This is a genomic window from Fusobacterium ulcerans, assembly GCF_003019675.1.
In the GTDB taxonomy this organism is placed as follows: domain Bacteria; phylum Fusobacteriota; class Fusobacteriia; order Fusobacteriales; family Fusobacteriaceae; genus Fusobacterium_A; species Fusobacterium_A ulcerans.
In genome coordinates, this window is the sequence record NZ_CP028105.1 from 2,626,973 (window position 1) to 2,649,368 (window position 22,396).

Below are 22,396 nucleotides of genomic sequence, written 5' to 3' on the forward strand. Positions count from 1 at the left end.
AACATTAAAATTTTTCAAGCAGGAAATTTGTAAATTCAGTAAGATTTTCAGTACTTTCTGTAGAAGCGTGAGCCAAACTTCCAAGAGTATTCCACTCAGAAGGGCTAAGTTTAATTTCTTCATTTTTAGCTTTTTCATCAATTAAGCTAAAGAAAGTATTCAGATTCTCTTTAAGTTCTTTATCAAGTTCCTGCCTTTTTTTAAGGTTTTCAGATAGATTCTGAATTTCTTTTTTTAGTTGCACTTTAATCTCTCCTTTAAAAAAAATTTCACATAATATTATCATATTTTTTCTTAAATATGTCAATAGATTTTTTATAACCAACAAATCTGATTAAATACTTTTCAAAAATATTTTTTAATTTGCTTATATTAAATTGAAATAAAATTTTATTAGATGTAAATTATATTATAGTAAAATCATAAACTGTTCTGCTATAAGCTCTCCACTCTTATAAATTCCCTTCCATTTCAAACTGCCATTTTCATAATAGGTTTTCCATTCTCCAATATTAACACCATTGTCATATTTTTTTTCAGATTCAATTTCACCATTAAAATAATAAGTTTTCCATTCGCCATGCAGTTTTCCTTCTTTGTAGATTCCTTTTAAAGCTAATTTTCCATTGAGATGATACTTTGAAAATAAATTATTAGGAAGTCCATTTTTAAATTCAGTATCAATATTTAGGTTTCCATTTTGATAGTAAGTTTTAAAAGAACCATCTTCTATATTATTTTTATAATTACCTTCTAATTTAATTTTTCCATTTTCATAATAAACTTTTTCCAAACCATTTTTTGTACCATCTTTATAGCATGTGACTTTTTTTAATTGTCCATTACTATATTTTTCTGTAAGTATACCAGAAAAATGTTTGCTTATTCCCAAAACACTTTCTTTTTTATAAATTGATGCAGAGTTTTGGGGTATTGTTGTGTTATTTGTTTCATTATTACAGCTCCATAACAAAAATATTGCTGAAAATAACAGTATAGTTTTTTTCATATATTTTTTCCCCCTTTAAGTATTACATTTTATTATAACATAAATTTAAGAAAAGTCATAAAAATAGACAGATAAACTAGCTTTTTAGATGTAAAAAGATATTTTTTTGTATGTATAAATAAAAAAGTAAATTAAATAAAATTAAATATATCTTTAAATTTTTAATTTTGACATTTATGAGAAAAAGCATATAATATAAACAGAAATAATATAAAAAATTACTTTATTAAATTATAGAAAATACCAGGGGGTGTTATATGTGGAATATTTTAGATAGGTATGTGCTGGGAGTAGGAGTTATCTTTCATATAATTGGAACATTTTTTCTTACTGAAGCAATACTTGATGGAAATAAATATTTATTGCAGATAATCCAATATGCTTCTTTAAGTAAAAGCGTAATAATATTTAGCTATTGGGTAGGAGATGATCGATATAAATTTAGGTACTATTTTTTATACTTTATTTTAAATTTTACAGTTCTGTTTTCTTCAGGACTTTTTATAAGAGCTTTTATCGGTCAAAATATAAAAGCTGTTGTGCTTTTAACCGTTGTTGTATTTGTAATTGGTTTTATTCTTACAATAATAAATGCGTTCTTGTATCAATTTTTTAAATTGAAATCATATAAGTATAACTAAATTTTATAAAAAACTTTTCTTCATGTTAATCTTTTTATATTGTTTACAGCAATGATTTGACAAAAAAATAAAAAAGTTATATCATTAAATATAGTTTTGTTTCTATAAGACGGAGATTTTATAAGATTGGATATTAGAAAACAGATAAAATAAGGAGGAAAGCGTGAAGAAAATACTATTTTTATCTATTTTTTTATTACTATTGAGTTCTTGTGCTAATGTTGATGAAAGAGGTTTTTACACTGATGGGGAAAATATAAGAAAGCATAAAGCAACAAATACATACTATGATCCAAATGGATATGATATAGATAATCATGATAGAGATGGATATGACCCAGAAGGGTATGATCATGATGGATATACAAGAGAAGACTATAAAAAAATATTGAAAGTTAAAAAGAAATAATAAAATTAATGAGAGGAGAGAAATCTCCTCTTTGATTTTGTTAATAATTTAATTTAGAAAAAAAGATAATAGGAATTTAAACGGTATAATATAATTAAGAATAATTTGGAAAAAGGAGTACAAAAATTATGATAGAGACAGGAAATGTAATGTTAGCCTTTGTTCTTACACTATTAGCTGGACTTGCAATGGCAGTAGGAAGCATGATTTCTTTTATAGGGAAAAAAACAAATAAAAAATTTCTTTCTGCTTCACTAGGATTTGCAAGTGGAGTAATGATATATGTTGCATTTGTTGAAATATTTATGGAGTCAAGGGAGTCATTGAGTGAAATTTATGGTGGGAGCAAAGGAATCTTAATAGCAGTCATATCATTTTTTGCAGGAATGGTTTTTATGGTTCTTACAGAAAAATTCTGCCTGAAAGAAAATGAAGATGAAGAAGAAAGTGAAGAAAAATCTGTTTATAGAATGGGAGTAATGACTGCCATTGCAATAGGAATACATAATTTTCCAGAAGGAATGGCAATATTTACATCAGTATTAAAAACACCAGCTCTAGGGTTTTCTGTAGCAGCAGCAATAGCTATCCATAATATATCTGTGGGAATAGCTGTATCTGCTCCTATATATTATGCAACTGGAAGTCGGAAAAAAGCTTTTATTTTTTCTTTGACTTCAGGATTAGTAGAACCTTTAGGAGCTTTAGTAGGATATATTATTTTTAAAAATTATTTAAATGAGAAAATATTTGGGATGTTATTGGCAGCAGTGGCAGGTATTATGGTCTATATAGCATTGGATGAGCTTCTACCATCTGCACAAAGTGATGGGAATCATCATATTGCTACTTACAGCATGATTTCTGGAATGATAGTCATGGCAGTTAGTTTAATGATAATTTAGAAGAAAATTTTTTATTAGGATAGATAAATATTATATAAAATGGATGAATAAAAAGAAAGATTAAATTTTCAATAATTAAACTGTTAGTAATTTTAATTGTTGTAATTTTTATACTCTTTTTAGGTTATCCATTTTTTTATTACATAAAATTGAAATAATATGTTAAGATATAGGAGATAAGATAAAATATATTTCTATAGGTTAATATATTAACAAAAATAATAATCTTATTTTAAGATATTGAAATATTAAAAAATAGCAGGAGGGAAAAGATATGGCAAGGAGAATATCAATTTATAATTATAAAGAGAAAATAGGAAAGACTACTTCAGCATATTATATGGCAAAGGCTCTTTCAGAAGAAGGAAAAAGAGTATTGATGATAGATGCAGATCCACAATGCAGTTTAACAAAATTATCTTTAACTTTGAATAACGGCAGATTAAATGAAACAGTTACTGATTTACATAAGGCAGTGCTGAGAGCATTTGAAGGGCAGCCTATTCCAATAACTTCTGTAGTTCCTCAGATGTTTTCTGATAAACTATTTTTGACTCCTGGGAGCAATGAAATATTAAAATTAGAAATTACTCTTTCTTTTGCTCATAAAAAAGATAATAATATGAAAATATTTGGTAATATAGCTGGGGCATTTAATGAATTTTTTAATAAAATGGAAGAAGAATATAATTTAGATTATATTATAATAGATTTTCCATCTACTATGAAAGAAATAAGTAAAAATTTATTAATGGTGTCAGATTATATAGCTATCCCTACAATAATTGATTTATTTATGAATGATACTTTTATCCTTTTGATAAAAGAATTTCATGATTTAAATGAATTAAGAAATAGTATGCTTAGCAAATACAGCGATTCATATTATTCTTTTCCAGATAAACAACCTAAATTTATTGGATTTATAAAGCAGGATTATCTGTTTGATAAAAAGATAGAAAATAAAAATATTAAAGAAATAAGTATGTTTACAAGAAATATAAAAATAATTGGAATGCTTTTAGAAAATGGAAAATTGAGTGCCAATGATTATATTTTATCTCAAATTCCAAATTTAAATAAAAATAAAGAATTGTTTAATATTTTTATAAAAGAGATGGCTGAGAGAATAATTGCACTGGGGTAGAAAGAAGTACTTTAATATAAAAACTCTCTTAACCTTAATTAAAATTAAGATTAAGAGAGTTTTTTCTTAGTTAAATAATTCTTTTAATTTATTATAATCTTCTAGTAAAATTTCAGAATCTTCATTAAAATCATACTCTAATACAATATTTGCAGAAGGAGTATACGTTTTTATTAATTCAACCATATCAAAATAATTAATTTTTCCATGAGAAATTGGTTTATGTTCATCATGTAATCCATTATTATTATGGAAATGATATCCTAATATATTGTTTTTTAGTTTTTTTACTAATTCATTAATATTCCATCTGTTTAAATAAGCATGTCCAATATCAATCAAACACTTATAATTATTTTTTAATATCATCTCTTCATATTCTTCTTGTGAAAATACCATATTTTTACCTATTCCTACATTTTCAATGACTACATCAATGTCATATTTTCTTCCTAATTTTACTAATGAGTCAATTTTTTCTGAAATTTTATTTTTTAATTCCTCATCTATTTTCTGTGAAGGAATTCCTTCGTTACTGTGTAAAACCATAAAAGAAGGATTATACTTTTTCGAAAGCTTGAAACTTTCTTCATAACTATATAAAGTTTTTTCCCATGAATCCTTTGTCATGTCTGCTAAGTTACATTTTCTGAAAGGACCATGAAAAGAAATTGATTTAAATTCATAGTTTTCAAGAATTTCCAGCATTTTCTTTGTGTAATCTTCATCTAATGGTTCAATAAAAAATTCTAAGTTTTCTATTTTATTTTTTCTTAAAAACTCTAATATATCCTTAGAACTTTTTTTATAAAATATCAAATCACTGATATGCACTAAATTTTTGTTCAATATTTTATCCTCCTTAACTTTCTATTTAACTCAATAAATTTGGTAAAAACAGTACTATATCAGGAATATAAGTCAATATAAATAATACCAGCAGCAGAGCTACAATAAAAGGTGTTATTTCTTTCATAAATTCTTCTAATTTTATATTTAATAATGAACATGTTAGAAACATCATTGAGCCAAATGGAGGAGTAACCCCACCAATCATGATATTAACTACCATTACTATTCCAAGATGCAGTGGATCGATTCCTAATTTTAAAGCAGCAGGAATCAACAAAGGAGCTAAGATTATCATTGCTGCTCCACCATCTATAAACATACCTACAAAAAGAAGTATTAAATTAATTAATAATAATAAAGACCATGGACTTGTACTGAATTCCAATAGGATATTAGTTAATTTAAATGGTATTCTCTCCCAGCTTAAATAAGCTCCAAATACATTTGCTGCAATAATAATAAACATTACTGTACTTGTTCCATAAACAGTTTCTTTTAGAATTTCAGGAAACTTTGTCAATTTTAATTCTTTATATATGAAGATACCAATTAATGTTGTAATTACTACAGCTATTGCTCCAGCTTCAGTAGGAGTGAATATTCCGATTCTCATACCTAATATTATTACAAAAGGCAGAATCAATGCCCATATAGATTCTTTAAATTGTTTGAAAACTTCTTGCAGAGATGCTCTCTTTTCTCTTACAGGAACATACTTTCTTTTTTTAGATATAATAGCAACAGTTATCATAAGAGAAATTGCTATTAATGCCCCTGGAACATATCCTGCTATAAACATTTTTGTAACAGAAACATTAGAAAGCAAAGCGTATATTATTAATACAATTCCTGGAGGAATAATTGGACTTACTATAGAAGAGGCTGCTGTTATTGCAGCTGAAAAACCTTTTGAATATCCTCTGTTTACCATTTCAGGAACTAAAACTTTACACTGCATAGCAGCATCAGCATTAGCAGAACCTGAAATTCCCCCCATTAGAACACTTAATAATATGTTGACTTGAGCAAGTCCTCCAGTTAAATGTCCAGTCAAAACTTCTGCCATTCCCATTAGTCTTTTACTTATACCAGAATAGTTCATAATTGACCCTGCCATTATAAAAAATGGTATTGCCAACAGTGGAAATGATTCAGCACTTCTTATAAAATGCTGCATTATTAAATCCAGATCCATACTTGTATCTAAAAATCCAAAGAAGAATAATGTAGCTCCCATTAAAGCGAAACATATTGGAATATTTAAAAAGAAGAAAATAAATAATATTAAAATAGGTAAGAAACTATACATTTTCATCTCCTTTTTTTCCTAATATGGTTTTTATATTTTTAAAAATTTCCAGAATGGAATATACAAAGATTAATCCAAAGCCTATGATTAATGAAGAATTAACATACATAGATGAAATTCCTAATACAGCAGTAGGCTTTACCCTAGAAATTATTGTGAATTTTAAACTTAAACAGAAAAAAGTTCCATTCATTAACATTACTATTATATTGATTAGTAATTCAACATAAATTTTAAACTTTTCAGGTAATGATTGAGTTAAGATATCAATTCCCATATGCATTTTTTTTCTGTAACAACTAGCTCCTCCTACAAATACAGCCCATATAAAGCATATTGTTGCTATTTCCTCAGCACTCTTTATAGGAGAATTGAAAAAGTATCTCATTCCAACATTTAAAATTACTATAATTATAGTAAAACTTAAAAATGTACAAGATATCAGATCATCTATATAAATTTTCTTCATATCTTTCTCCTATACTATTTTTTTATCTCATTTTGAATTTTTTCATATATATCTGGTGAGAATCCTGGGAATTCATCAAATACTTTTTTTGCTCTTTTTTGGAATTCTTCTAAATTAACTTCATTTAAAATCATACCATTTTTAACTATATCTTTTTTGAAGTCTTCATCTAATTCATACATTTTTTTATTGTTATCTATAGCAGCTTGTGTAATTTCTTCTTGAATAACTTTTCTTTGCTCATCAGTAAATGAATCCCAAACTTTAGTTGAAATATATACTCCTCCAGTTCCTAAAAAGTGTCCACTTAAAGCAACATTTTTTCTCAAATCATAAAGTTTACTGTTTGACATAAAAGAAAAAGTAGTCTCAGTTCCATCAATAACTTTTTGCTGTAATGCACTTACAGTTTCACTCCATGGCATTGCTACTGGATTAGCTCCTAGAGCATTAAATGTATCTATCCATAATTTACTTGCTGGAACTCTAAGTTTAAGCCCTTTTAAGTCTTCAGGATTAACTATAACTTTATCAGTAACTATGTGTCTGAATCCAAAAATAAAATCTAAAGATAACACTTTTATTCCTTTTTCTTCAGCTTGTTTTTCCAATTGTTTTACAAAATCACTGCTTGTAACATTTGTATAATCTTCATATGTTGTATATAGCATTGGTCCTACTAACGCTGTGAAATCAGGAACATAATCACCAATATAACTAGGATCAACGACAGAAATAAAGTCGCTTCCTCTTAAGACCTGTTCAATTGCATCTTTGTATGAAGGTAATTCCCCATTTGGATAGACCTGTAATTCTATTTGCCCCTTTAATCTTTCATTAATTTTATCTGCGGCCTGTGAAATATAAATATGTGTAGGTTCATTAGTCTGAAAAACATGACTTACTTTGATAACCCTAACTTTCTTTTCTTCTTTCTTTCCACAACCTGCAATTAGAAATAAAACCCCCAACATTAAAAAAAATGCTAATTTAAAATAATTCTTCTTTCCTTTCATCTAACCCTCCTAAAGTATTTTTATTTATTTTATAGATCTATTAAAATTTAATTTTAACAAATCTTAAAATACCTATTTAGCTTTTATATTTAAAACACTCCCTCGTTCTATAACTCTAATTTCGGTATTTTCAATAACTCCTTGTTCACCTTTTAAAATATTCATTAATTTTACTAATGCTTTTTCTGCAATAAAGTCGTCTAAATGATTTATACTGGTTATTTTTGGAGTAGTATATTCACAAAGTTCCATATTGTCATAACCGATAATTGAAACTTTTTTAGGAACATCTATTCCATGCTTTGCTAAAGCTCTCATAGCTCCTAAAGCAATATAATCATTTCCTGCAAAGATGGCAGTATAATCAAAAGCTTTATTTTTCTTAATGTATTCATCAATTATTTTATATGAACTTTCTTGGGTAAATTTTCCAGATATAATCTTTTGTTTTTCTATATTATTGTCTTTTAAGCATTTTAAATAACCTCTAGCTCTTTTAATTGAGGTTTTTCTTTTTATTTCTCCTGTGAGATGTAAAATATTTTCATGACCATTTTCAATTAGATACTGAGTAGCTTTATATCCTCCTTCAAAATGGTTTGGATTAATTACAGAAACTGTAGAATTAGCTATATTTTTTTCATAGTCTAAAAGGACTATCTTATTTTTGGAATTTATAAGATTTTCTATTTCCTTGAATTTCTTTCCCCCAGAGATAACAAGAGCTCCATCTATAATTCCATTGGCAAATATTTTTTCCCAAGTAGTTCCTTTTTTATTGATATATGATACTAATACTAGATAACCTAGATTTTCTGCTGCATCAATAATCTTTGATATTAGCTCAGAATAGTATAGAGATTCAGATATCTTTTTATAATTTTTTTCATTTGTACTAGATTTTCCAGTATAAACAAGCAAACCAATAATTCCAGATTTTTTACCAGCTAATTTTTGTGCAGATAAATTTGGATAATATCCATTTTCTTCTATAACTTTTAGAACTTTCTCTTTTGTTTCAGGTGAAATATCCGGATAATTATTTATAACTCTTGATACTGTACTTCTAGAAACTCCTGCAAGTTGGGCTATAATTTTACTATTAATTTTTTTCACCTCTTAAATTATTGACTTATAATAAGTTTACTAACGCGCGTTCGGAAACTTTATATTCAAACTATATAATTTTTTTTAGTGTTAGTCAATTTTAAAAATTATATCTTTGCAATATTTTTTATATATTTTTATAATATTTTTTGTTGAAAGAGTACACTAAAACCATTTTTAGAATAAAGATATTTAGAAATATAATGAGAATTAAAAAGAAAAAGCCAAAAATTTATTAAAATTTCTGGCTTTCTATTTAAAAAAATTATTGAGTTTAAATTTGTTTAAAACTATTTCCTCTAACATCTACAGGGATGCTTTTTACTGCATTGCCATCTTTCATAACTGTATAATAGCTGCATAAATTAGCTGTAGAGCATGAATGGTTAGGAATAATTTCTATTTTGTCTCCCACTTTTAAATTAGTTTCTCCATGGATATGAAGCTTTCCAACTTCTTCTGACAGAGAAGCGACTATTGCCTCAGGATGTCCAATTACAGTTCCAAAACCTACTATAGAACTATTTCCGTGAGCTCCTTGATCTAGACCTAGGCATTTAGCACCAGCGTCACATATAAATAAATCTTCTTTAGGATGAGAAATTATTGTAGTATATACAGTTAAAGCACAATCTTTTATTTCAGCTTTTTTTATAGATAACTGAATAGTATCTAAAAATACATAATTTCCTGGATGAAATACATTTATATTTTTATCTTTTACAGCTTCACTGAATGTCGGAGTTGAACCGCTTGTTATATATTCAAGCTCATAGCCAGCATCATTCATATATTTTTTAGCAGCAGCTATAGTCTGGCATTCATCAGCAATATATTTAGGAACTTCATTTTCACAAGTTGCAGAATATACATGACCAGGATGAGTAGATAAGCCTCTAAGTTTTAAACCTTTCATATCTTTTAATTTATCTGCAAATTCAACAATCTTATCTACAGGTAATCCAAAACGATGCAGACCACTATCAACTATAATTGTATAACTTACAACTACACCAGCTGCAATAGCCATATCATTTATCATTTTAGCAGCTTCTAAATTGTCCAGCCTCACTATGAAGTCACTTTTTTTAGTAAGTTCTATTATCCTTTCAATACTTTCTTTGCTGGCTGCTGGATATGCATACATTATCTTTTTCAAACCTATTCTACAGCAGGCTTCAGCTTCATCTAATGTTCCACACAAAGCCCCAGTTGCTCCAGCCTCTATCTGAAGCTTTAAAAGCTCCATACTTTTGTGAGTCTTTATCATAGGCCATAATTCTTTTCCATTGTCATCACACATTTTTTGATATGTTTTAATGTTATTTTCTAATGCGTCGAAGTTTAGTAGAATTGCTGGAGTTTTAAGATTTTCTTTTTTCATAGTTATTAATCCCTCCTACTTTAAGTAAGTATTTAAAAACTTTTTCATATCTTCTTCAGGAACCATTCTTCCACCAGTTGCCCAACAGATATGATAAGCGTTTTCCATATTTTTTCCTATTCTACTTTCAATATATTTTTTTGTTTCTTCATATTTTAATAAAGTTACTGGACCTTCAAAGGCAGCACATGATGAAGGTTCTATTCTTATATCTTCTGACTCATTTAAACATCTTAAATAGTCATAAAGCTTGTAGTCTTCTACAGTAAATTCTCCACTTAGAATAGAATCCATCATTCTTCCTACAAGTCCAGAAGGTCTTGCAACTGCAAGTCCATCAGCATGAGTTATTCCATCTATTCCTATGTCACGAACACTGATTTGCTCATGAAGTCCACTTTCCATTCCTAAAACCATGCAAGGAGCTAAAGTTGGCTCAACAAAGAAAATATATGCATTTTCTTTAAAGATTCTTTTTAAACCATAGGCAACTCCCCCAGGAGCTCCTCCTACACCACATGGAATATATACTAATAGAGGATGTTCATTATCAATAATTATATTTTTTTCATCTAATTGTTTTTTCAATCTTGAAGCTGCTACAGTGTATCCTAAGAATAGATTTAATGATTTTTCATCATCTACAAAGTAGCTTTTAGGATCTGCATCTGAATTTTTTCTTCCTTCTTCAACAGCTTTTCCATAATCATCTGTATATTCAACAACTTTTACACCTTTTGATCTCAGCATATCTTTTTTCCATTGCTTTGCATCTGCTGACATATGAACGATAACTTCAAATCCTAGAGCTGCACTTGTTATACCTATACTTAAACCAAGGTTTCCAGTTGACCCCACTTGGATTTTATATCCTGAGAAGAATTTTTTAAACTTTTCATCTGCTAAAATTGAGTAATCATCATTAACAGACAACATTCCAGCTTTCATGGCTAACTCTTCAGCGTATTTTAAAACTTCATAAACTCCTCCTCTAGCTTTTATTGAACCAGCTACAGGAAGATGACTGTCCATTTTTAAATATAGTTTTCCAGGAATTGAAGTATTATATTTTTTTTCTAAATCTTTCTGCATTGAGAATATTGGTTCTAGTGGAGATTCTATTATTCCATTTGTATCTTCTGTTTCAGGAAAAGATTTTTTTATAAATGGAGCAAATCTCTTTAAACGCTCTTCAGCATCTTTTAAATCATCATCAGAAAGAGGAAGATTTTTTTCATATTCATTGTATGGAATTTCTTTTTTATTAATCCATCCTATTTCTTCTCTATCTGCTAATTTTTTAATAACAACATCATTTTTTATTAATTCTTCTGTGTTCATTTTATTCTCCTTTGATCATTAAATATATTTTAATTTTGTTATGTATTTTATAAGAAAATCATTTTTAATATTATAACACAAATTAGTGCTGTAACAGATTGAAAAACACTTATTATTGGAAATACCTTATAAGCAGTTTCAGGTTTCATTCCTGATGTAGAAGTAACTACCCAGAAGAAATCGTCATTTCCGTGGAATACCATAAATCCTCCAGCTGCACATGCCAACATTGCTATAACCAGACCTATTGGAGAATTAAATCCAAGAACATCTACCAATGGTAATAACATTGAAGCTGCCGTAATCATTCCTACAGTACCTGAACCAATTGCAGTTCTAAAGATAGCACCAATTATATATGGAACTATTATTCCTATTGAGATTCCAGAGAATAGACTTACCACTATCTCTTGAAGATTAGACAGTTTCAGAATAGTAGCAAAAGCTCCACCTGCTCCAACGATTAAAACAATTTGTCCAGCAGTTTTTAATGCTTCTCCAAATATTCCCTCAAATGTCCAAACTTCTTTATCTTCAGGATGAACAGACTTATATGTGAAGAATGCAATTATCAATCCTATGAAAAGAGCAACTATTGTCTGACCTAAAGAATCAATAATATTATACACCATCCCTCTTCCTAAAGGAGAAGATTCCAAAGTTGCAACAGTTCTCAATAGCATTAAAAATATTGGTAGTAAAATAGGTAAGAAACTCATAAGAGGAGTAGGAAGTTTTCTTCCCCCATTCTCTTCTATTATTTTACTTGCTTCTTCTATTTCAGGTAAGAAATGATATTTCTTTCCAAAAATTCTACCTGCTAAGATAGCAACAAGTGTAACTGGAATAGAAACCAACATTCCAAGTAAAATTACTAATCCTAGATTAGCTCCTAAAATACCTGCTACTGCTAGTGGACCTGGTGTAGGTGGAACTAACATGTGTGTAGCATGTAATCCCATTGCAAGAGCTACTGCCATTGTCGTCATACTTGTTCCTGTGTCTTTACTCATTCTTTTAGCAAGTGGTGATAATAGAACAAATGCTGAATCACAGAATACAGGAATAGATACAAAATATCCTGTAACAGCTAATCCGATATCTGCATTTTTCTTTCCAGTGATTTTTAAAATTGTCTCAGCCATTGTTTCAGCTGCTCCACTATGCTCTAAAAGAGCTCCCATAACAGTTCCTATTGCAATAACTACTCCAATTCCTGCAATAGTTTCTCCCAATCCCCCAGAGTATGCTCCAATGATATCTGGAATTGAATGCCCTGAAACAATTCCGAAAAAGAAAGCACTGATGCTTAAAGCGAAAAATGGATGTAACTTCACCTTAACTGTTAGTATTATCAATAGTATTATTGATAATGCTATTGTTACAATAACAAATGTTGAACCCATAAAAATACCTCCTACTTTTTTATTATATGCTGCTTTATATAAACTTTTTTAAATAAAAAATTAAAATTACATGAGAATATTTGCTAAAAGTAATATATTTTTATTATTAAAAATTAATAAAATTAAATTTAAAAGAAATAAAAGTTAATAGATTTTAAATTTTTTCTTTAAATTTATTAAATTGTAATTAATTTAATTTGGTATTAAAATTTAGAATTAAGATTAAATGTCTGTTAAAAGACTAATGTGTTTTAATTTATGATTGAATTATACTTTATCATATTTGAAATGTCAATAAAAAATTTAATGTAATTAAATTTAATTGTATTTAATTTAATGAGAGTGAAATAAAAGAAGGTAGAGAAAAACTACTAAATAGTATATAATTGTAATATATTAAAATGTGAAAGGATAAAAAATGGACAAAGAGATAAACGTTGGAGCTATAATAAAAAGAATTAGAATTGAAAAAGGATTGCTGTTAAAAGATGTTGCTGAGAAATGTGAAATCTCTTCATCTATGCTTAGCCAAATAGAAAAAGGAAATGCCAATCCTTCTTTAAATACAATAAAATCAATAGCACAGGCTTTAGAAATTCCTCTATTTAAATTTTTCATTGAACCTGAAAAAGAAGATATTACAATTAATATTTTAAAAAGAGGAGAAAGAAAAATAATTAATACAAAAAAAATAAGATATGAACTTTTATCACCAGAAGGATCTACTAACATTGAATGTATGAAGATGTTTTTTACTGAAAAAGGTGCTGAAACTTCAATAGAGCCAATGGCACACAAAGGAGAAGAGATAGCAGTTCTTTTAAGTGGGAAGGTAAAAATTACTATTGGGAATCAGTCTTGTGAAATGGAACCAGGAGATTCAGTTTATATTCCAGCATTAAAACCTCATAAGTGGACTAACTTAGATGATGGAGAAAGTGTTGTGCTTTTTTCTGTAACACCGCCTGAGTTTTAGGATTATTGTGAAATAGGGAAATATAAAAAATTAAAATATAAATTAAAAAAGCAGAAAAAAATATAGTCTACAGTTATTTAAATTGAATTTTAATAAATAATATTACAGCTATGGAGGTTATTATATAATGGTATTTAGTAAAACTATTCAAATGTATATATTTGATGGGAATCCAAATGGAAGAATTATGTGCGAGCTTTCTAATTGGAATGGAAGAGTTTATAAAATATCAAGAAATGAAATTTCTGATTTTTCTAATAGAGAGGATTCTGAAAATACTGGAGTTTATTTTCTTTTAGGTAAGGATGAAAATAATAGTGATACTATTTATATTGGTGAGGCAGAAAAAATATTAACAAGAATAAAACAACATTTAAAAGATACAGAATATTGGAATGATTGCATTGCTGTTATAAGCAAGGATAATTTATTAAATAAGGCACATGTTAAATATCTTGAAAATAAATTCTATTCATTAGCAAAAACTGCTGGAAGATCAACTGTTGTTAATAGTACAGTACCAACTTGTTCTTCAATTTCGGAGTATGATGAAGCAATGTTACAAGAATTTATCAGCAATACAAAGTTACTTATCAATACTCTTGGATATAAAGTATTTGATTTGATTGAGGATACGTCTGTAAAACTTAATCAAAATCAATCATATTTTTATATAAAAGCTGCTAGAGGTGCTGAAGCTACAGGGATTATAGTTTCTGATGGCTTTGCAGTATTAAAAGGCTCAATAATTGCTTCATCGATTACAAAAAGTATGTCTACTTCTTTATGTAATTTGCGTAATTTATTGTTGAATAAAGGAATTATAAATGCAGATTTTTGTTTTGAACAAAATTATACTTTTACAAGTCCTTCATTAGCAGCAGCAGTTGTCATGGGAAGAAATGCTAATGGTCGTACTGAATGGAAGACAACTGATAAAAAAACTTTAAAAGAAATAGAAGAGGCAGTCATTTAATTGTAAATATAATCAATCTATATAATAAAAACAATCCCTAAAAATCTTACACTAGGAGAACTTTTAGGGATTGTTTAATTTTTTGACTTAATTAAAAAATATAGTTTATAGCTTTTTTACTCTGAAATATCCTATTTAAAGTATTTTATAATTGATTTTTTATAAGTATTCTTTTTAACATTTTAATATATGGGGTTATGAGAATACATTACAAAATATTAATACCTAGTGAAACTAAATAGCTATATATTCCATCATAATATTTAGGTAGTCTAGTTATATCTTTTAAATTACCTTCAGGTACAAAAATAACGAATCCTTGTCTTGCTCTTGTCATTAAAACTCTATATGCATTTTTAAGGTATAGTACATTTTCAAGTTTATTAATGTTTTGCCACTTGCTACCTATAAAATTATAATATTCAAATTTACCATTGTTAAATCTCAAATTTGCATCCCAGCAGAGGATAGACCAATCTAACTCAAGGCCTTGAATATCAAATTCTGTTGCTGTTTCTTCAAGAAAATATGATGAACGAACATCATCTTTTCCATTTAAAAACCATGTAGGAGCATCTACTTTATTTTGTACCCATATGCCATATGAACGAAGCCTTTTGGCTCCTGAGCTTGCAATCATTCCATATCTTTCTGAACCTTTGGCTTGATTAATTATCCAAGTTTTTGCTTTATTTAAATCACGAGTTATATAAATAGGATAATCATTCTTGAATTGAGCCAGTAACTGTTTAGCATTTTCTATATTTACATCAAGTACATCTTTAACAAAGCCTGCAACATTTTCACTTCTAAAAGATCTTAATGATACAGATAAATGAAGATCTTTTACTATTTTACAATTCAAGCCTTGAATTAAGGTATTTACTGATTTTCCTCTTGTATATTCATGATCAGAGATTTTATCAGAGACATAAACGTCCCAGTTTGAAAATTTATTTCTCAAGGAATCAAACCATTCAATAAGACCTGCTTCACCTGTATTTATTTCTTGACCACCACCAATTAAACAAATAATTGCGCTCCAATCTGAATGTCTATTCATAATATTTATTAGAAATTCAGGTTCGGACATATCAAAATCAAAAACCCCTTTTTTTCTTTTCATAAAATTTGTAAGGTTAGTTTCATCCCATGCACGCTGAGCTTCATCAAAAATAGCAACTTTCTCTATTGGAGCCAGAGTAGTAGAAATAGCATCATCTCTAAAGTGGTGAATGATTTGAATAAATTCTTTAGCTTTTCGCATTGCTTCAGCTTTCTTTGTACTATTTCTAGTTGAATCATCTCTGGCAAGTGATTCTTGTAAAACTTCAACTAATGGACCATTACCTGATAGAAATATGGCATGTTCATCTTCTGCTACCCGTTGTCTGTCAATTGCTATATTAAGACCAGCAAGTGTCTTTCCAGCACCAGGAACACCAGTAATAAAACATATGGATTTTTTATTATTTTGTTTAGTAAAATCAATAATATCACTAATTGCTTTTGTTGTCCTTGTTAAGTTAATAGCACTAGCATCATTTCTTGAAATCTCTTCAACATTATGACCGTGATACAAAACTTGGGCTGCTTCAATGATGGTTGGTGTGGGCATATAGATAGAATTTATCCAATCATAAGGTGAAAATTCACTTTGAGTGAAATTTTCAATAACATTATTGATACAGTTAGCAATATTATTCTTATTACAATATAAAGGATTTAAAATATTATCCTTCATTAAAGAGATTGAAAAATCTTTATTAGATGCTTCAGTACATATTAAAATAGGAACCAAAAGTTTATTATGGCTTTCCTTATGGAAACTATTCAAATCAAGGGCATAGTCTATAACTTGTTCAATATCATGATTAAGATAGATGTTACTACCAACTTTAAATTCAAATAAAAATACTATTCCTTTATAAATAAAGACGCCATCAATTCTGTTTCCAATTCTAGGAATTGTATATTCTAATATTATATATCCAGCTTTAAAAGTTATAAGTTGTTCTTTTAAAATGTCAATCTCTGTTTTCCAAGTATTTTTTTGTAAATCTTCTGCTGAAAATTGGTCATTGCTACAAAGTTCACCAAAAATTTCTAGCTTACTCTTTGCAAGAAAGTCAGTTAATGTATCTGAATAATATGCTCGTTGTATACGCATAGTAGTAATCTCCTTATTTTTAATTTATATATTCTAATTATATATCATATAGTAAATGTTTACAAGTTATGGTTGTTTAAGTTAGATATAAAATAAAAATGACTGATAAACTTATTTGTTTATCAATCATTAGTATATATCCATATTTTATTAATTTTTTATTGTCACGAAGGTTTTTAGTACTTGAAAACTATCTTAAAAATTAATTTTAGAAGATTTCAACTACTACTCCCACTCGCTCCATAATTAAAGACTGTTTACATCTTATACTGATTTTTTGAGGCTTTTTATTTCCTCTTTTCTCTTTAATTTCCTGCCTTTTTCACACTTTTTAGATTTTTTATTGTCAAAATATTGTCACTGATACAAAATCCACCAAATATTTTTGGGGCTGCTAATTCTTTTGTTCTAAGCTTCAAAGTTCTTCATTTCTATCAATTATAATTATTAATAAAAATATTAAGAATAAATTACCTTTTGAACTTCTATAAATTTATTATATAAATTATCATCTGCACACCAACCCATAAATACATACAGCAATTACATATAGAAAATGCAAAACATTTTTGACTGGTATAAAAGAAATTAAAGAAAGATTATCAGCAATTGAAAAAAAGTAAGGACAACCCTGCTTACAGATATTTATCCGCCTCTAAACATTCTAAGGTATATTCAAATTGCTGTCTATACCTTGCACAGTTTTTTATAATTTGATAAGATAACTCTTTTATCTCAGCATCGTTAGAACTTTCATAAATATTTATACTAAATGTTCCAAAAAAGTCATAATTACTCCAACCATTATATCCAGTAGCACTTTCATGATTATTTAAAACATTTATCATTACTTTTTTTTGTATATCTTTTTCTAACTTGATAATAGCTAGTGATATATTTTTCAAATAATCATCACCATATTTAATAATAAATTTACATAGTATATTTCTATTTATTAATTCTTCTATATAACCCACAACACCATCATCAACAATACCTTTTTTAAATTTTTCTCTTTCATTTCCAAATTCTGTGCCTTTCTTTTTAATTTCTTCTTTTTCTTTGACTACTTTTACTGGGTTTCTAGCTCTAAAAGAAATATCCACTTTTGGCATACCTATATTAGTTTTTAGTTTGTTTTCACTAAATAAATCAGATGTTTTTTGTAGTTCTTCCCTGCCGTTTTGTAGAATATTCTTTTCTGTATTTAACCCAATTTCTGCAAAAATAGTTTCAAAATTACATTTTTCTCCTTCAATAAAAGTAATCATTTTACATTTTTGTAAATTAGTAATTATTTCTCCTATTTCATTTTCTATACTTTTATATTTTTTTAATTTTTTACTTTCTTCTGATATATGTGCACTCATACCATTTTCTACCATATTTTTAATTTCTTGCTCTAATTGATTTATTTTCTCCACCCATTTTTTAATATAACTTATTTTTAAAGTAGAGTCAAAAAAGTTATCAATTAAGATAAGAGGTAATATTTTTTTTTGGTATTCTTTTTCTTTTAAAACTTGAAGTAATTCATACATACAGTTTTCTGACAATAAATAATCATGGCTGATTAATAATAATGCAAAATCATGTTCTCTTATTTGTTTCATGAATTCTTCAAGTGATTGTTTGTATTTCAAATCTCTTTCATCTCTTGTTGGGATAATTCCTTTTTCTTTAAATGCAATATCTACACTATTAGCTTCTTCTTTATTTTTTTGACAATATGATAAAAAAATTTTTTTATTCATTTTTTTTAAACACCTCATTAAAAATATAAAACTTCTATTTTTTTATAAATTCTTTTATAAATTTTAAAACTTTTTCTTTTTGTTCTTCATTCAATCCTTCAAATTCTTTATGCAATTCATATTCAAGGGGAGAAATTTTTCTTTTATGATTAATAATTTCTTTTTTTAATTCTTTTATTTGTCTTAGAACTCTTTCAGGTAATAATTTTTCATCTAACAATTCATAAAATTTTTTAATTTCTTCTTCTGAAAAATTTAATTCTGTGCATAATTTTCTCAATACTTCTTCTGATGGAGGATTTGTTATTTTATCATTCTCAATCATTGAAATATAAGAACCTGATACACCTACTTTTTTACCTAATTCTCTAGTTGAATAACCTAAAGTATTTCTTTTGTCTCGTATAAAGTTATAATATTTCATAGTCCCTCCTATATTGATTATATTAAATTTTAATTAGTTTGTTAAGCAGTTATTAAACAATTTTTTAGTTTTTGCTAAATAATCACTTGACGCAAATGCGAAAAAATGATATAAATGTGTTAAGTTAAATATTTATTTATCAAAAAAATAGGAGAATGCATGGAAGAAAATAGAGAGTTATATTTTATGATTGAAAAAATTATGTCTAGTAAGGGAATTAGCCAAGCTCATATTGCCAGAAAATTAGAAGTAAATAGAGCTGATATTAATTTGACTTTAAAGAATTTAAAACAGGGGAAAAGTATTACAACGAAGAAACTTTTTTCCTTACTTAGAGTTTTAGAAATTTCGTTTATTTTAAATAGTAAATAAATATTTATCAATCAAAATGGGAGGGAGTTTATGAATAAGGTCGAAATAAGAAAAAAACTTTTAGATCTCAATAAAACTATGGGGTGGTTAGCTAATGAACTAAAAGTTTCAAGAAGAACTCTTTATAGAAAATTAGAAAATAATGATTTAAAAACTTTGAAAGAAATTGAAAAAATTTTATCTCACTATATGTAAAATAGCATTTTTTTCTTAATTTGTATTTATTAATATGGGGGTAAAAAATATATAGGCGAAGTTGAGACTAACAACTGCAATAGTCAAAAAAGATTAAGAAAGGAAATATAAAGTGAATGATGTGAGAAATAAAAATAATTGGAAATATAAGAATGAAGCTTATTTTATATCTGAAAAAGAAAATAAAAGAACTCAGTTAGAGAATGAGTTTTTTAAGACAGAGAAAGCAAAAGAAATATTTGAAGATGATAATATATACTTTAAAAATCTCCATAAACTAATTTTTCATGACATTTTAAATAATGTTAATCCAGAAATTATAAAATTAAAATATGGAGCTATAGGAATTTTTATTTTAATGGAGATTATGGCAAATAAAAACATCCCTATATCAAAAGATTTACAGAAATACTTTTATTTAAAAGAAAATAATACCCAAGAAAAAAAATGGGGGAAAATATTTGATATATTCTTTTTATTATTATCAGTTATAAATATTTTCTTATTTATAAATAATTTCTTTTAGGTAATAAATAATCAAAAAAATTCAAATGGAGGATTAATGGAAAGAAGGATAGGGGAAATTATAGAGATAAATGGGAAAAAATATAAATGTGTAACAGAAGGCAGTTGTGGAGAATGTGCATTTGAAATGCTATGTATCATTTTTGTGTAGAGCATGCAGAGATAATAGGAGCTTGCTCTAAAAAAATCAGAACTGATAGGACAACAGTTAATTTTGTAGAAATAGGAGGTAAAAATGAAAAATTGTAGCATACCATCGCAAGAATTAGAAAGAAGCATGGACTTACAAGTTCACGTGATGACAATAGGAGAAGCTCTTAGAAATGTAGAGGTTATAGATGAGCTTGATGATGGAAGAAGAGAAAAATTACATAATATTATTAACTGGAATAAAGAAATGCAAAAGAGTTTTATAAAGGATCTTGAAATAATAATAAAAAATTGTGATGATTCTATATGTGATATGGAAATTACTTTAAAAAATATGACTAAGAATCTTTTAGAAAAACAAAAAAAATTCATAGATCAATTCAATAAAAGCATAGATGATGTGCTAAAACAAGAACTTGAATACGAAAAAATAGATGATAATACAAGATGTTACTTAATAAACTACACAGAAGATTGCAGAGAAGAATTGAAAAATAAAAATTCTGAAATAGAAGCAAGAATTATTCTTGAAAGAATGGCTAAAAATGGTTAAATGTCCTGAATGTTCCAATAAAATGAGAGCATATTGCAGTAAGCTAAAAAAAGGAAGAAGAATTAGATATTATAAATGCAGCATCTGTGGAAGTAGTGTTCAAACTCTTACAACAAAAGTTGAAATAGAAAAGATAGTGAATCAAAATGTTGATAAATAAAAAAGAGGTTACTGGAATAACCTCAGAATTGAAGCTTTTGAAATGTCCGTTTCATATCTTCAATTTATTTTATCATATTTTTCACTGAAATTCAATAATGGAGGGAAAATATGACTATAAGTTATAAAGAGTTAGATAAATTAATAAAAAAATATGGAAATAAAGCATACATAGTTGAGGTTTTAGAGAAAGAGAAAGGGGCAAATAATGGCTAAAAAATATGTTTGGTTAAAGCTAAAAGATGATTTTTTTCAACAGAAACCTATAAAAAAATTAAGAAAAATGACATCTGGAGGAGCTGTATACACTTTAATTTATTTAAAAATGCAGCTTTTATCACTTAAAGATGAGGGAAGACTTTATTTTGAAGGTGTAGAGGAAAATTTTATTGATGAAATAGCACTAGAGATAGATGAAACTCCAGAAGATGTTCAAATGACAGTTATGTATCTTCAAAAAAATCAATTATTAGAATTTGGAGAAATACCAGATGAATATATACTTCCTGAAGTAATTGGAAGTATTGGAAAAGAAAGTGCATCAGCTGAAAGAGTAAGAAAACATAGAGAAAAACAAAAGGTGTTACAAAGTAACAGTGGTGAAACAAGTTGTAACAATAAAACTATAATAGGTAACAAAAATGAAACAGAAGAGATTTTTATTAATAATGAAAACCTAGAAAAAATAAAGGTTTCAAGTGGGTTGTTACAATGTAACACTAAAGTAACAAACAGTAACACAGAGAGAGAGAAAGAGAGAGAGAAAGAGAAAGAGGAAGAGAGAGAGAAAGAGAAATTTTTTATTTCTCTCTCTCAAATAGAACATACAGATAAATTAAAAAAGTTAATGGAAATTATAATGGAATCTACTAATACAAATAAGCATCAATTAAGTTTGGTATTTAAACCAAGCCTTTATCAAAAAAATATAGATGAAATTCTTTGGCAAATACATTCATCTGAGTACTTACAAGGCAAGGTTAAAAGAAAGCCCAATTTGAATACTTTTACGACCTCAGAACAGATAAATAGAATAATAGCAGGAGCATATAAAACTACTAAAAAAACTAAAACATCAGCAGGGATAAATGACTTACAACATGAAAATGAAAATGATGAGATACTAGATTTATTAGATTAAAGCAGG

Annotated in this window: 25 protein-coding genes; 12 read left to right on the forward strand and 13 right to left on the reverse strand. The window is 27.3% G+C overall.

The features are described 5' to 3' along the window. Positions 1 to 4: 4 nt before the first annotated feature. Complete coding sequence (locus C4N20_RS12175) at positions 5 to 244, reverse strand: hypothetical protein (RefSeq protein ID WP_005976734.1); 240 nt, start codon at positions 242 to 244, stop codon at positions 5 to 7. A gap of 165 nt (positions 245 to 409) precedes the next feature. After that, positions 410 to 1,009 carry a toxin-antitoxin system YwqK family antitoxin gene (locus C4N20_RS12180; protein ID WP_005976736.1) on the reverse strand — a complete coding sequence of 200 codons (600 nt, stop codon included), beginning with the start codon at positions 1,007 to 1,009 and terminating at the stop codon, positions 410 to 412. Between the two features lie 257 nt (positions 1,010 to 1,266). Here C4N20_RS12180 and C4N20_RS12185 point away from each other — a divergent pair, with 257 nt between their 5' ends. The 4 genes from C4N20_RS12185 to C4N20_RS12200 all read left to right on the forward strand — a co-directional run bounded on the left by C4N20_RS12185 (position 1,267) and on the right by C4N20_RS12200 (position 4,111). Continuing rightward, positions 1,267 to 1,650 carry a hypothetical protein gene (locus C4N20_RS12185; RefSeq protein ID WP_005976738.1) on the forward strand — a complete coding sequence of 128 codons (384 nt, stop codon included), beginning with the start codon at positions 1,267 to 1,269 and terminating at the stop codon, positions 1,648 to 1,650. Between the two features lie 163 nt (positions 1,651 to 1,813). Next, positions 1,814 to 2,059 carry a hypothetical protein gene (locus tag C4N20_RS12190; protein WP_005976740.1) on the forward strand — a complete coding sequence of 82 codons (246 nt, stop codon included), beginning with the start codon at positions 1,814 to 1,816 and terminating at the stop codon, positions 2,057 to 2,059. Between the two features lie 128 nt (positions 2,060 to 2,187). Continuing rightward, on the forward strand, positions 2,188 to 2,964 hold the full coding sequence (gene zupT / locus C4N20_RS12195) for a zinc transporter ZupT (RefSeq protein WP_005976742.1): 777 nt from the start codon (positions 2,188 to 2,190) through the stop codon (positions 2,962 to 2,964). A 274-nt stretch (positions 2,965 to 3,238) separates the two neighbouring features. Beyond that, entirely contained in the window at positions 3,239 to 4,111 is an 873-nt protein-coding gene (locus C4N20_RS12200) for a ParA family protein (RefSeq protein ID WP_005976746.1), read from the forward strand. A gap of 66 nt (positions 4,112 to 4,177) precedes the next feature. Here the strand turns inward: C4N20_RS12200 and C4N20_RS12205 are convergent, their stop codons facing one another. From C4N20_RS12205 to C4N20_RS12240, 8 genes are all read right to left on the reverse strand, one after another. Further along, positions 4,178 to 4,960 carry a sugar phosphate isomerase/epimerase family protein gene (locus C4N20_RS12205; RefSeq protein ID WP_005976749.1) on the reverse strand — a complete coding sequence of 261 codons (783 nt, stop codon included), beginning with the start codon at positions 4,958 to 4,960 and terminating at the stop codon, positions 4,178 to 4,180. Between the two features lie 25 nt (positions 4,961 to 4,985). Next, positions 4,986 to 6,272 carry a TRAP transporter large permease gene (locus C4N20_RS12210; protein ID WP_005976751.1) on the reverse strand — a complete coding sequence of 429 codons (1,287 nt, stop codon included), beginning with the start codon at positions 6,270 to 6,272 and terminating at the stop codon, positions 4,986 to 4,988. After that, positions 6,265 to 6,741, reverse strand: coding sequence for a TRAP transporter small permease (locus C4N20_RS12215; protein ID WP_005976753.1), 477 nt, complete (start codon positions 6,739 to 6,741; stop codon positions 6,265 to 6,267). Before C4N20_RS12215 ends, C4N20_RS12210 begins: the two co-directional genes overlap by 8 nt. 14 nt (positions 6,742 to 6,755) lie before the next feature. Next, entirely contained in the window at positions 6,756 to 7,757 is a 1,002-nt protein-coding gene (locus C4N20_RS12220) for a C4-dicarboxylate TRAP transporter substrate-binding protein (protein ID WP_005976755.1), read from the reverse strand. 72 nt (positions 7,758 to 7,829) lie between these two features. Next, positions 7,830 to 8,873 (reverse strand): LacI family DNA-binding transcriptional regulator, encoded by a 1,044-nt coding sequence (locus C4N20_RS12225; RefSeq protein WP_005976757.1) that lies wholly within the window; start codon positions 8,871 to 8,873, stop codon positions 7,830 to 7,832. A 265-nt stretch (positions 8,874 to 9,138) separates the two neighbouring features. Beyond that, a complete protein-coding gene (locus tag C4N20_RS12230; RefSeq protein WP_005976759.1) occupies positions 9,139 to 10,248 on the reverse strand; it encodes an alanine racemase in 1,110 nt (369 codons plus the stop codon). A 15-nt stretch (positions 10,249 to 10,263) separates the two neighbouring features. Continuing rightward, positions 10,264 to 11,589, reverse strand: a complete 1,326-nt coding sequence (dsdA, locus tag C4N20_RS12235; protein ID WP_005976761.1) for a D-serine ammonia-lyase — start codon at positions 11,587 to 11,589, stop codon at positions 10,264 to 10,266. A 47-nt stretch (positions 11,590 to 11,636) separates the two neighbouring features. Further along, entirely contained in the window at positions 11,637 to 12,995 is a 1,359-nt protein-coding gene (locus C4N20_RS12240; RefSeq protein WP_005976763.1) for a GntP family permease, read from the reverse strand. Positions 12,996 to 13,413: 418 nt separating this feature from the next. Here C4N20_RS12240 and C4N20_RS12245 point away from each other — a divergent pair, with 418 nt between their 5' ends. Next, positions 13,414 to 13,971 carry a cupin domain-containing protein gene (locus tag C4N20_RS12245; RefSeq protein WP_005976765.1) on the forward strand — a complete coding sequence of 186 codons (558 nt, stop codon included), beginning with the start codon at positions 13,414 to 13,416 and terminating at the stop codon, positions 13,969 to 13,971. 127 nt (positions 13,972 to 14,098) lie between these two features. Further along, the gene (locus C4N20_RS12250) at positions 14,099 to 14,947 is read left to right on the forward strand and encodes a GIY-YIG nuclease family protein (protein WP_005976767.1); all 849 of its coding nucleotides are present in this window, start codon (positions 14,099 to 14,101) and stop codon (positions 14,945 to 14,947) included. Between the two features lie 208 nt (positions 14,948 to 15,155). Here C4N20_RS12250 and C4N20_RS12255 read toward each other — a convergent pair whose 3' ends face one another. The 3 genes from C4N20_RS12255 to C4N20_RS12265 all read right to left on the reverse strand — a co-directional run bounded on the left by C4N20_RS12255 (position 15,156) and on the right by C4N20_RS12265 (position 19,295). After that, the gene (locus C4N20_RS12255; RefSeq protein WP_005976769.1) at positions 15,156 to 17,117 is read right to left on the reverse strand and encodes a DUF2075 domain-containing protein; all 1,962 of its coding nucleotides are present in this window, start codon (positions 17,115 to 17,117) and stop codon (positions 15,156 to 15,158) included. A 635-nt stretch (positions 17,118 to 17,752) separates the two neighbouring features. Further along, positions 17,753 to 18,871 carry a toll/interleukin-1 receptor domain-containing protein gene (locus tag C4N20_RS12260; protein ID WP_170067064.1) on the reverse strand — a complete coding sequence of 373 codons (1,119 nt, stop codon included), beginning with the start codon at positions 18,869 to 18,871 and terminating at the stop codon, positions 17,753 to 17,755. 34 nt (positions 18,872 to 18,905) lie between these two features. Further along, on the reverse strand, positions 18,906 to 19,295 hold the full coding sequence (locus C4N20_RS12265; RefSeq protein WP_005976771.1) for a helix-turn-helix domain-containing protein: 390 nt from the start codon (positions 19,293 to 19,295) through the stop codon (positions 18,906 to 18,908). A gap of 159 nt (positions 19,296 to 19,454) precedes the next feature. Between C4N20_RS12265 and C4N20_RS12270 the strand changes: the two genes are divergently transcribed. The 6 genes from C4N20_RS12270 to C4N20_RS12285 all read left to right on the forward strand — a co-directional run bounded on the left by C4N20_RS12270 (position 19,455) and on the right by C4N20_RS12285 (position 22,390). After that, on the forward strand, positions 19,455 to 19,667 hold the full coding sequence (locus C4N20_RS12270; RefSeq protein ID WP_005976773.1) for a hypothetical protein: 213 nt from the start codon (positions 19,455 to 19,457) through the stop codon (positions 19,665 to 19,667). Between the two features lie 30 nt (positions 19,668 to 19,697). Further along, on the forward strand, positions 19,698 to 19,862 hold the full coding sequence (locus tag C4N20_RS16510) for a hypothetical protein (protein ID WP_005976775.1): 165 nt from the start codon (positions 19,698 to 19,700) through the stop codon (positions 19,860 to 19,862). 112 nt (positions 19,863 to 19,974) lie between these two features. Next, positions 19,975 to 20,388, forward strand: a complete 414-nt coding sequence (locus C4N20_RS12275; protein WP_005976777.1) for a hypothetical protein — start codon at positions 19,975 to 19,977, stop codon at positions 20,386 to 20,388. 234 nt (positions 20,389 to 20,622) lie between these two features. Beyond that, positions 20,623 to 21,090 (forward strand): hypothetical protein, encoded by a 468-nt coding sequence (locus C4N20_RS12280; protein WP_005976781.1) that lies wholly within the window; start codon positions 20,623 to 20,625, stop codon positions 21,088 to 21,090. Next, a complete protein-coding gene (locus tag C4N20_RS16515; RefSeq protein WP_167537209.1) occupies positions 21,083 to 21,250 on the forward strand; it encodes a hypothetical protein in 168 nt (55 codons plus the stop codon). Before C4N20_RS12280 ends, C4N20_RS16515 begins: the two co-directional genes overlap by 8 nt. A 207-nt stretch (positions 21,251 to 21,457) precedes the next feature. Continuing rightward, positions 21,458 to 22,390: a phage replisome organizer N-terminal domain-containing protein gene (locus C4N20_RS12285; protein ID WP_005976785.1), complete on the forward strand. Its 933-nt coding sequence runs from the start codon at positions 21,458 to 21,460 to the stop codon at positions 22,388 to 22,390. Positions 22,391 to 22,396: the final 6 nt, after the last annotated feature.

What these genes read in the sequence shown, in the direction of transcription:
- C4N20_RS16515 (WP_167537209.1), top strand. Translation starts at nt 21,083, where the DNA reads ATGGTTAAATGTCCTGAATGTTCCAATAAAATGAGAGCATATTGCAGT.
- dsdA (WP_005976761.1), bottom strand. Translation starts at nt 11,589, where the DNA reads ATGAACACAGAAGAATTAATAAAAAATGATGTTGTTATTAAAAAATTA.
- C4N20_RS12255 (WP_005976769.1), bottom strand. Translation starts at nt 17,117, where the DNA reads ATGCGTATACAACGAGCATATTATTCAGATACATTAACTGACTTTCTT.
- C4N20_RS12265 (WP_005976771.1), bottom strand. Translation starts at nt 19,295, where the DNA reads ATGAAATATTATAACTTTATACGAGACAAAAGAAATACTTTAGGTTAT.
- C4N20_RS12245 (WP_005976765.1), top strand. Translation starts at nt 13,414, where the DNA reads ATGGACAAAGAGATAAACGTTGGAGCTATAATAAAAAGAATTAGAATT.
- C4N20_RS12185 (WP_005976738.1), top strand. Translation starts at nt 1,267, where the DNA reads ATGTGGAATATTTTAGATAGGTATGTGCTGGGAGTAGGAGTTATCTTT.
- C4N20_RS16510 (WP_005976775.1), top strand. Translation starts at nt 19,698, where the DNA reads ATGAATAAGGTCGAAATAAGAAAAAAACTTTTAGATCTCAATAAAACT.
- zupT (WP_005976742.1), top strand. Translation starts at nt 2,188, where the DNA reads ATGATAGAGACAGGAAATGTAATGTTAGCCTTTGTTCTTACACTATTA.
- C4N20_RS12210 (WP_005976751.1), bottom strand. Translation starts at nt 6,272, where the DNA reads ATGTATAGTTTCTTACCTATTTTAATATTATTTATTTTCTTCTTTTTA.
- C4N20_RS12285 (WP_005976785.1), top strand. Translation starts at nt 21,458, where the DNA reads ATGGCTAAAAAATATGTTTGGTTAAAGCTAAAAGATGATTTTTTTCAA.
- C4N20_RS12180 (WP_005976736.1), bottom strand. Translation starts at nt 1,009, where the DNA reads ATGAAAAAAACTATACTGTTATTTTCAGCAATATTTTTGTTATGGAGC.
- C4N20_RS12240 (WP_005976763.1), bottom strand. Translation starts at nt 12,995, where the DNA reads ATGGGTTCAACATTTGTTATTGTAACAATAGCATTATCAATAATACTA.
- C4N20_RS12260 (WP_170067064.1), bottom strand. Translation starts at nt 18,871, where the DNA reads ATGAATAAAAAAATTTTTTTATCATATTGTCAAAAAAATAAAGAAGAA.
- C4N20_RS12250 (WP_005976767.1), top strand. Translation starts at nt 14,099, where the DNA reads ATGGTATTTAGTAAAACTATTCAAATGTATATATTTGATGGGAATCCA.
- C4N20_RS12215 (WP_005976753.1), bottom strand. Translation starts at nt 6,741, where the DNA reads ATGAAGAAAATTTATATAGATGATCTGATATCTTGTACATTTTTAAGT.
- C4N20_RS12220 (WP_005976755.1), bottom strand. Translation starts at nt 7,757, where the DNA reads ATGAAAGGAAAGAAGAATTATTTTAAATTAGCATTTTTTTTAATGTTG.
- C4N20_RS12200 (WP_005976746.1), top strand. Translation starts at nt 3,239, where the DNA reads ATGGCAAGGAGAATATCAATTTATAATTATAAAGAGAAAATAGGAAAG.
- C4N20_RS12230 (WP_005976759.1), bottom strand. Translation starts at nt 10,248, where the DNA reads ATGAAAAAAGAAAATCTTAAAACTCCAGCAATTCTACTAAACTTCGAC.
- C4N20_RS12280 (WP_005976781.1), top strand. Translation starts at nt 20,623, where the DNA reads ATGAAAAATTGTAGCATACCATCGCAAGAATTAGAAAGAAGCATGGAC.
- C4N20_RS12270 (WP_005976773.1), top strand. Translation starts at nt 19,455, where the DNA reads ATGGAAGAAAATAGAGAGTTATATTTTATGATTGAAAAAATTATGTCT.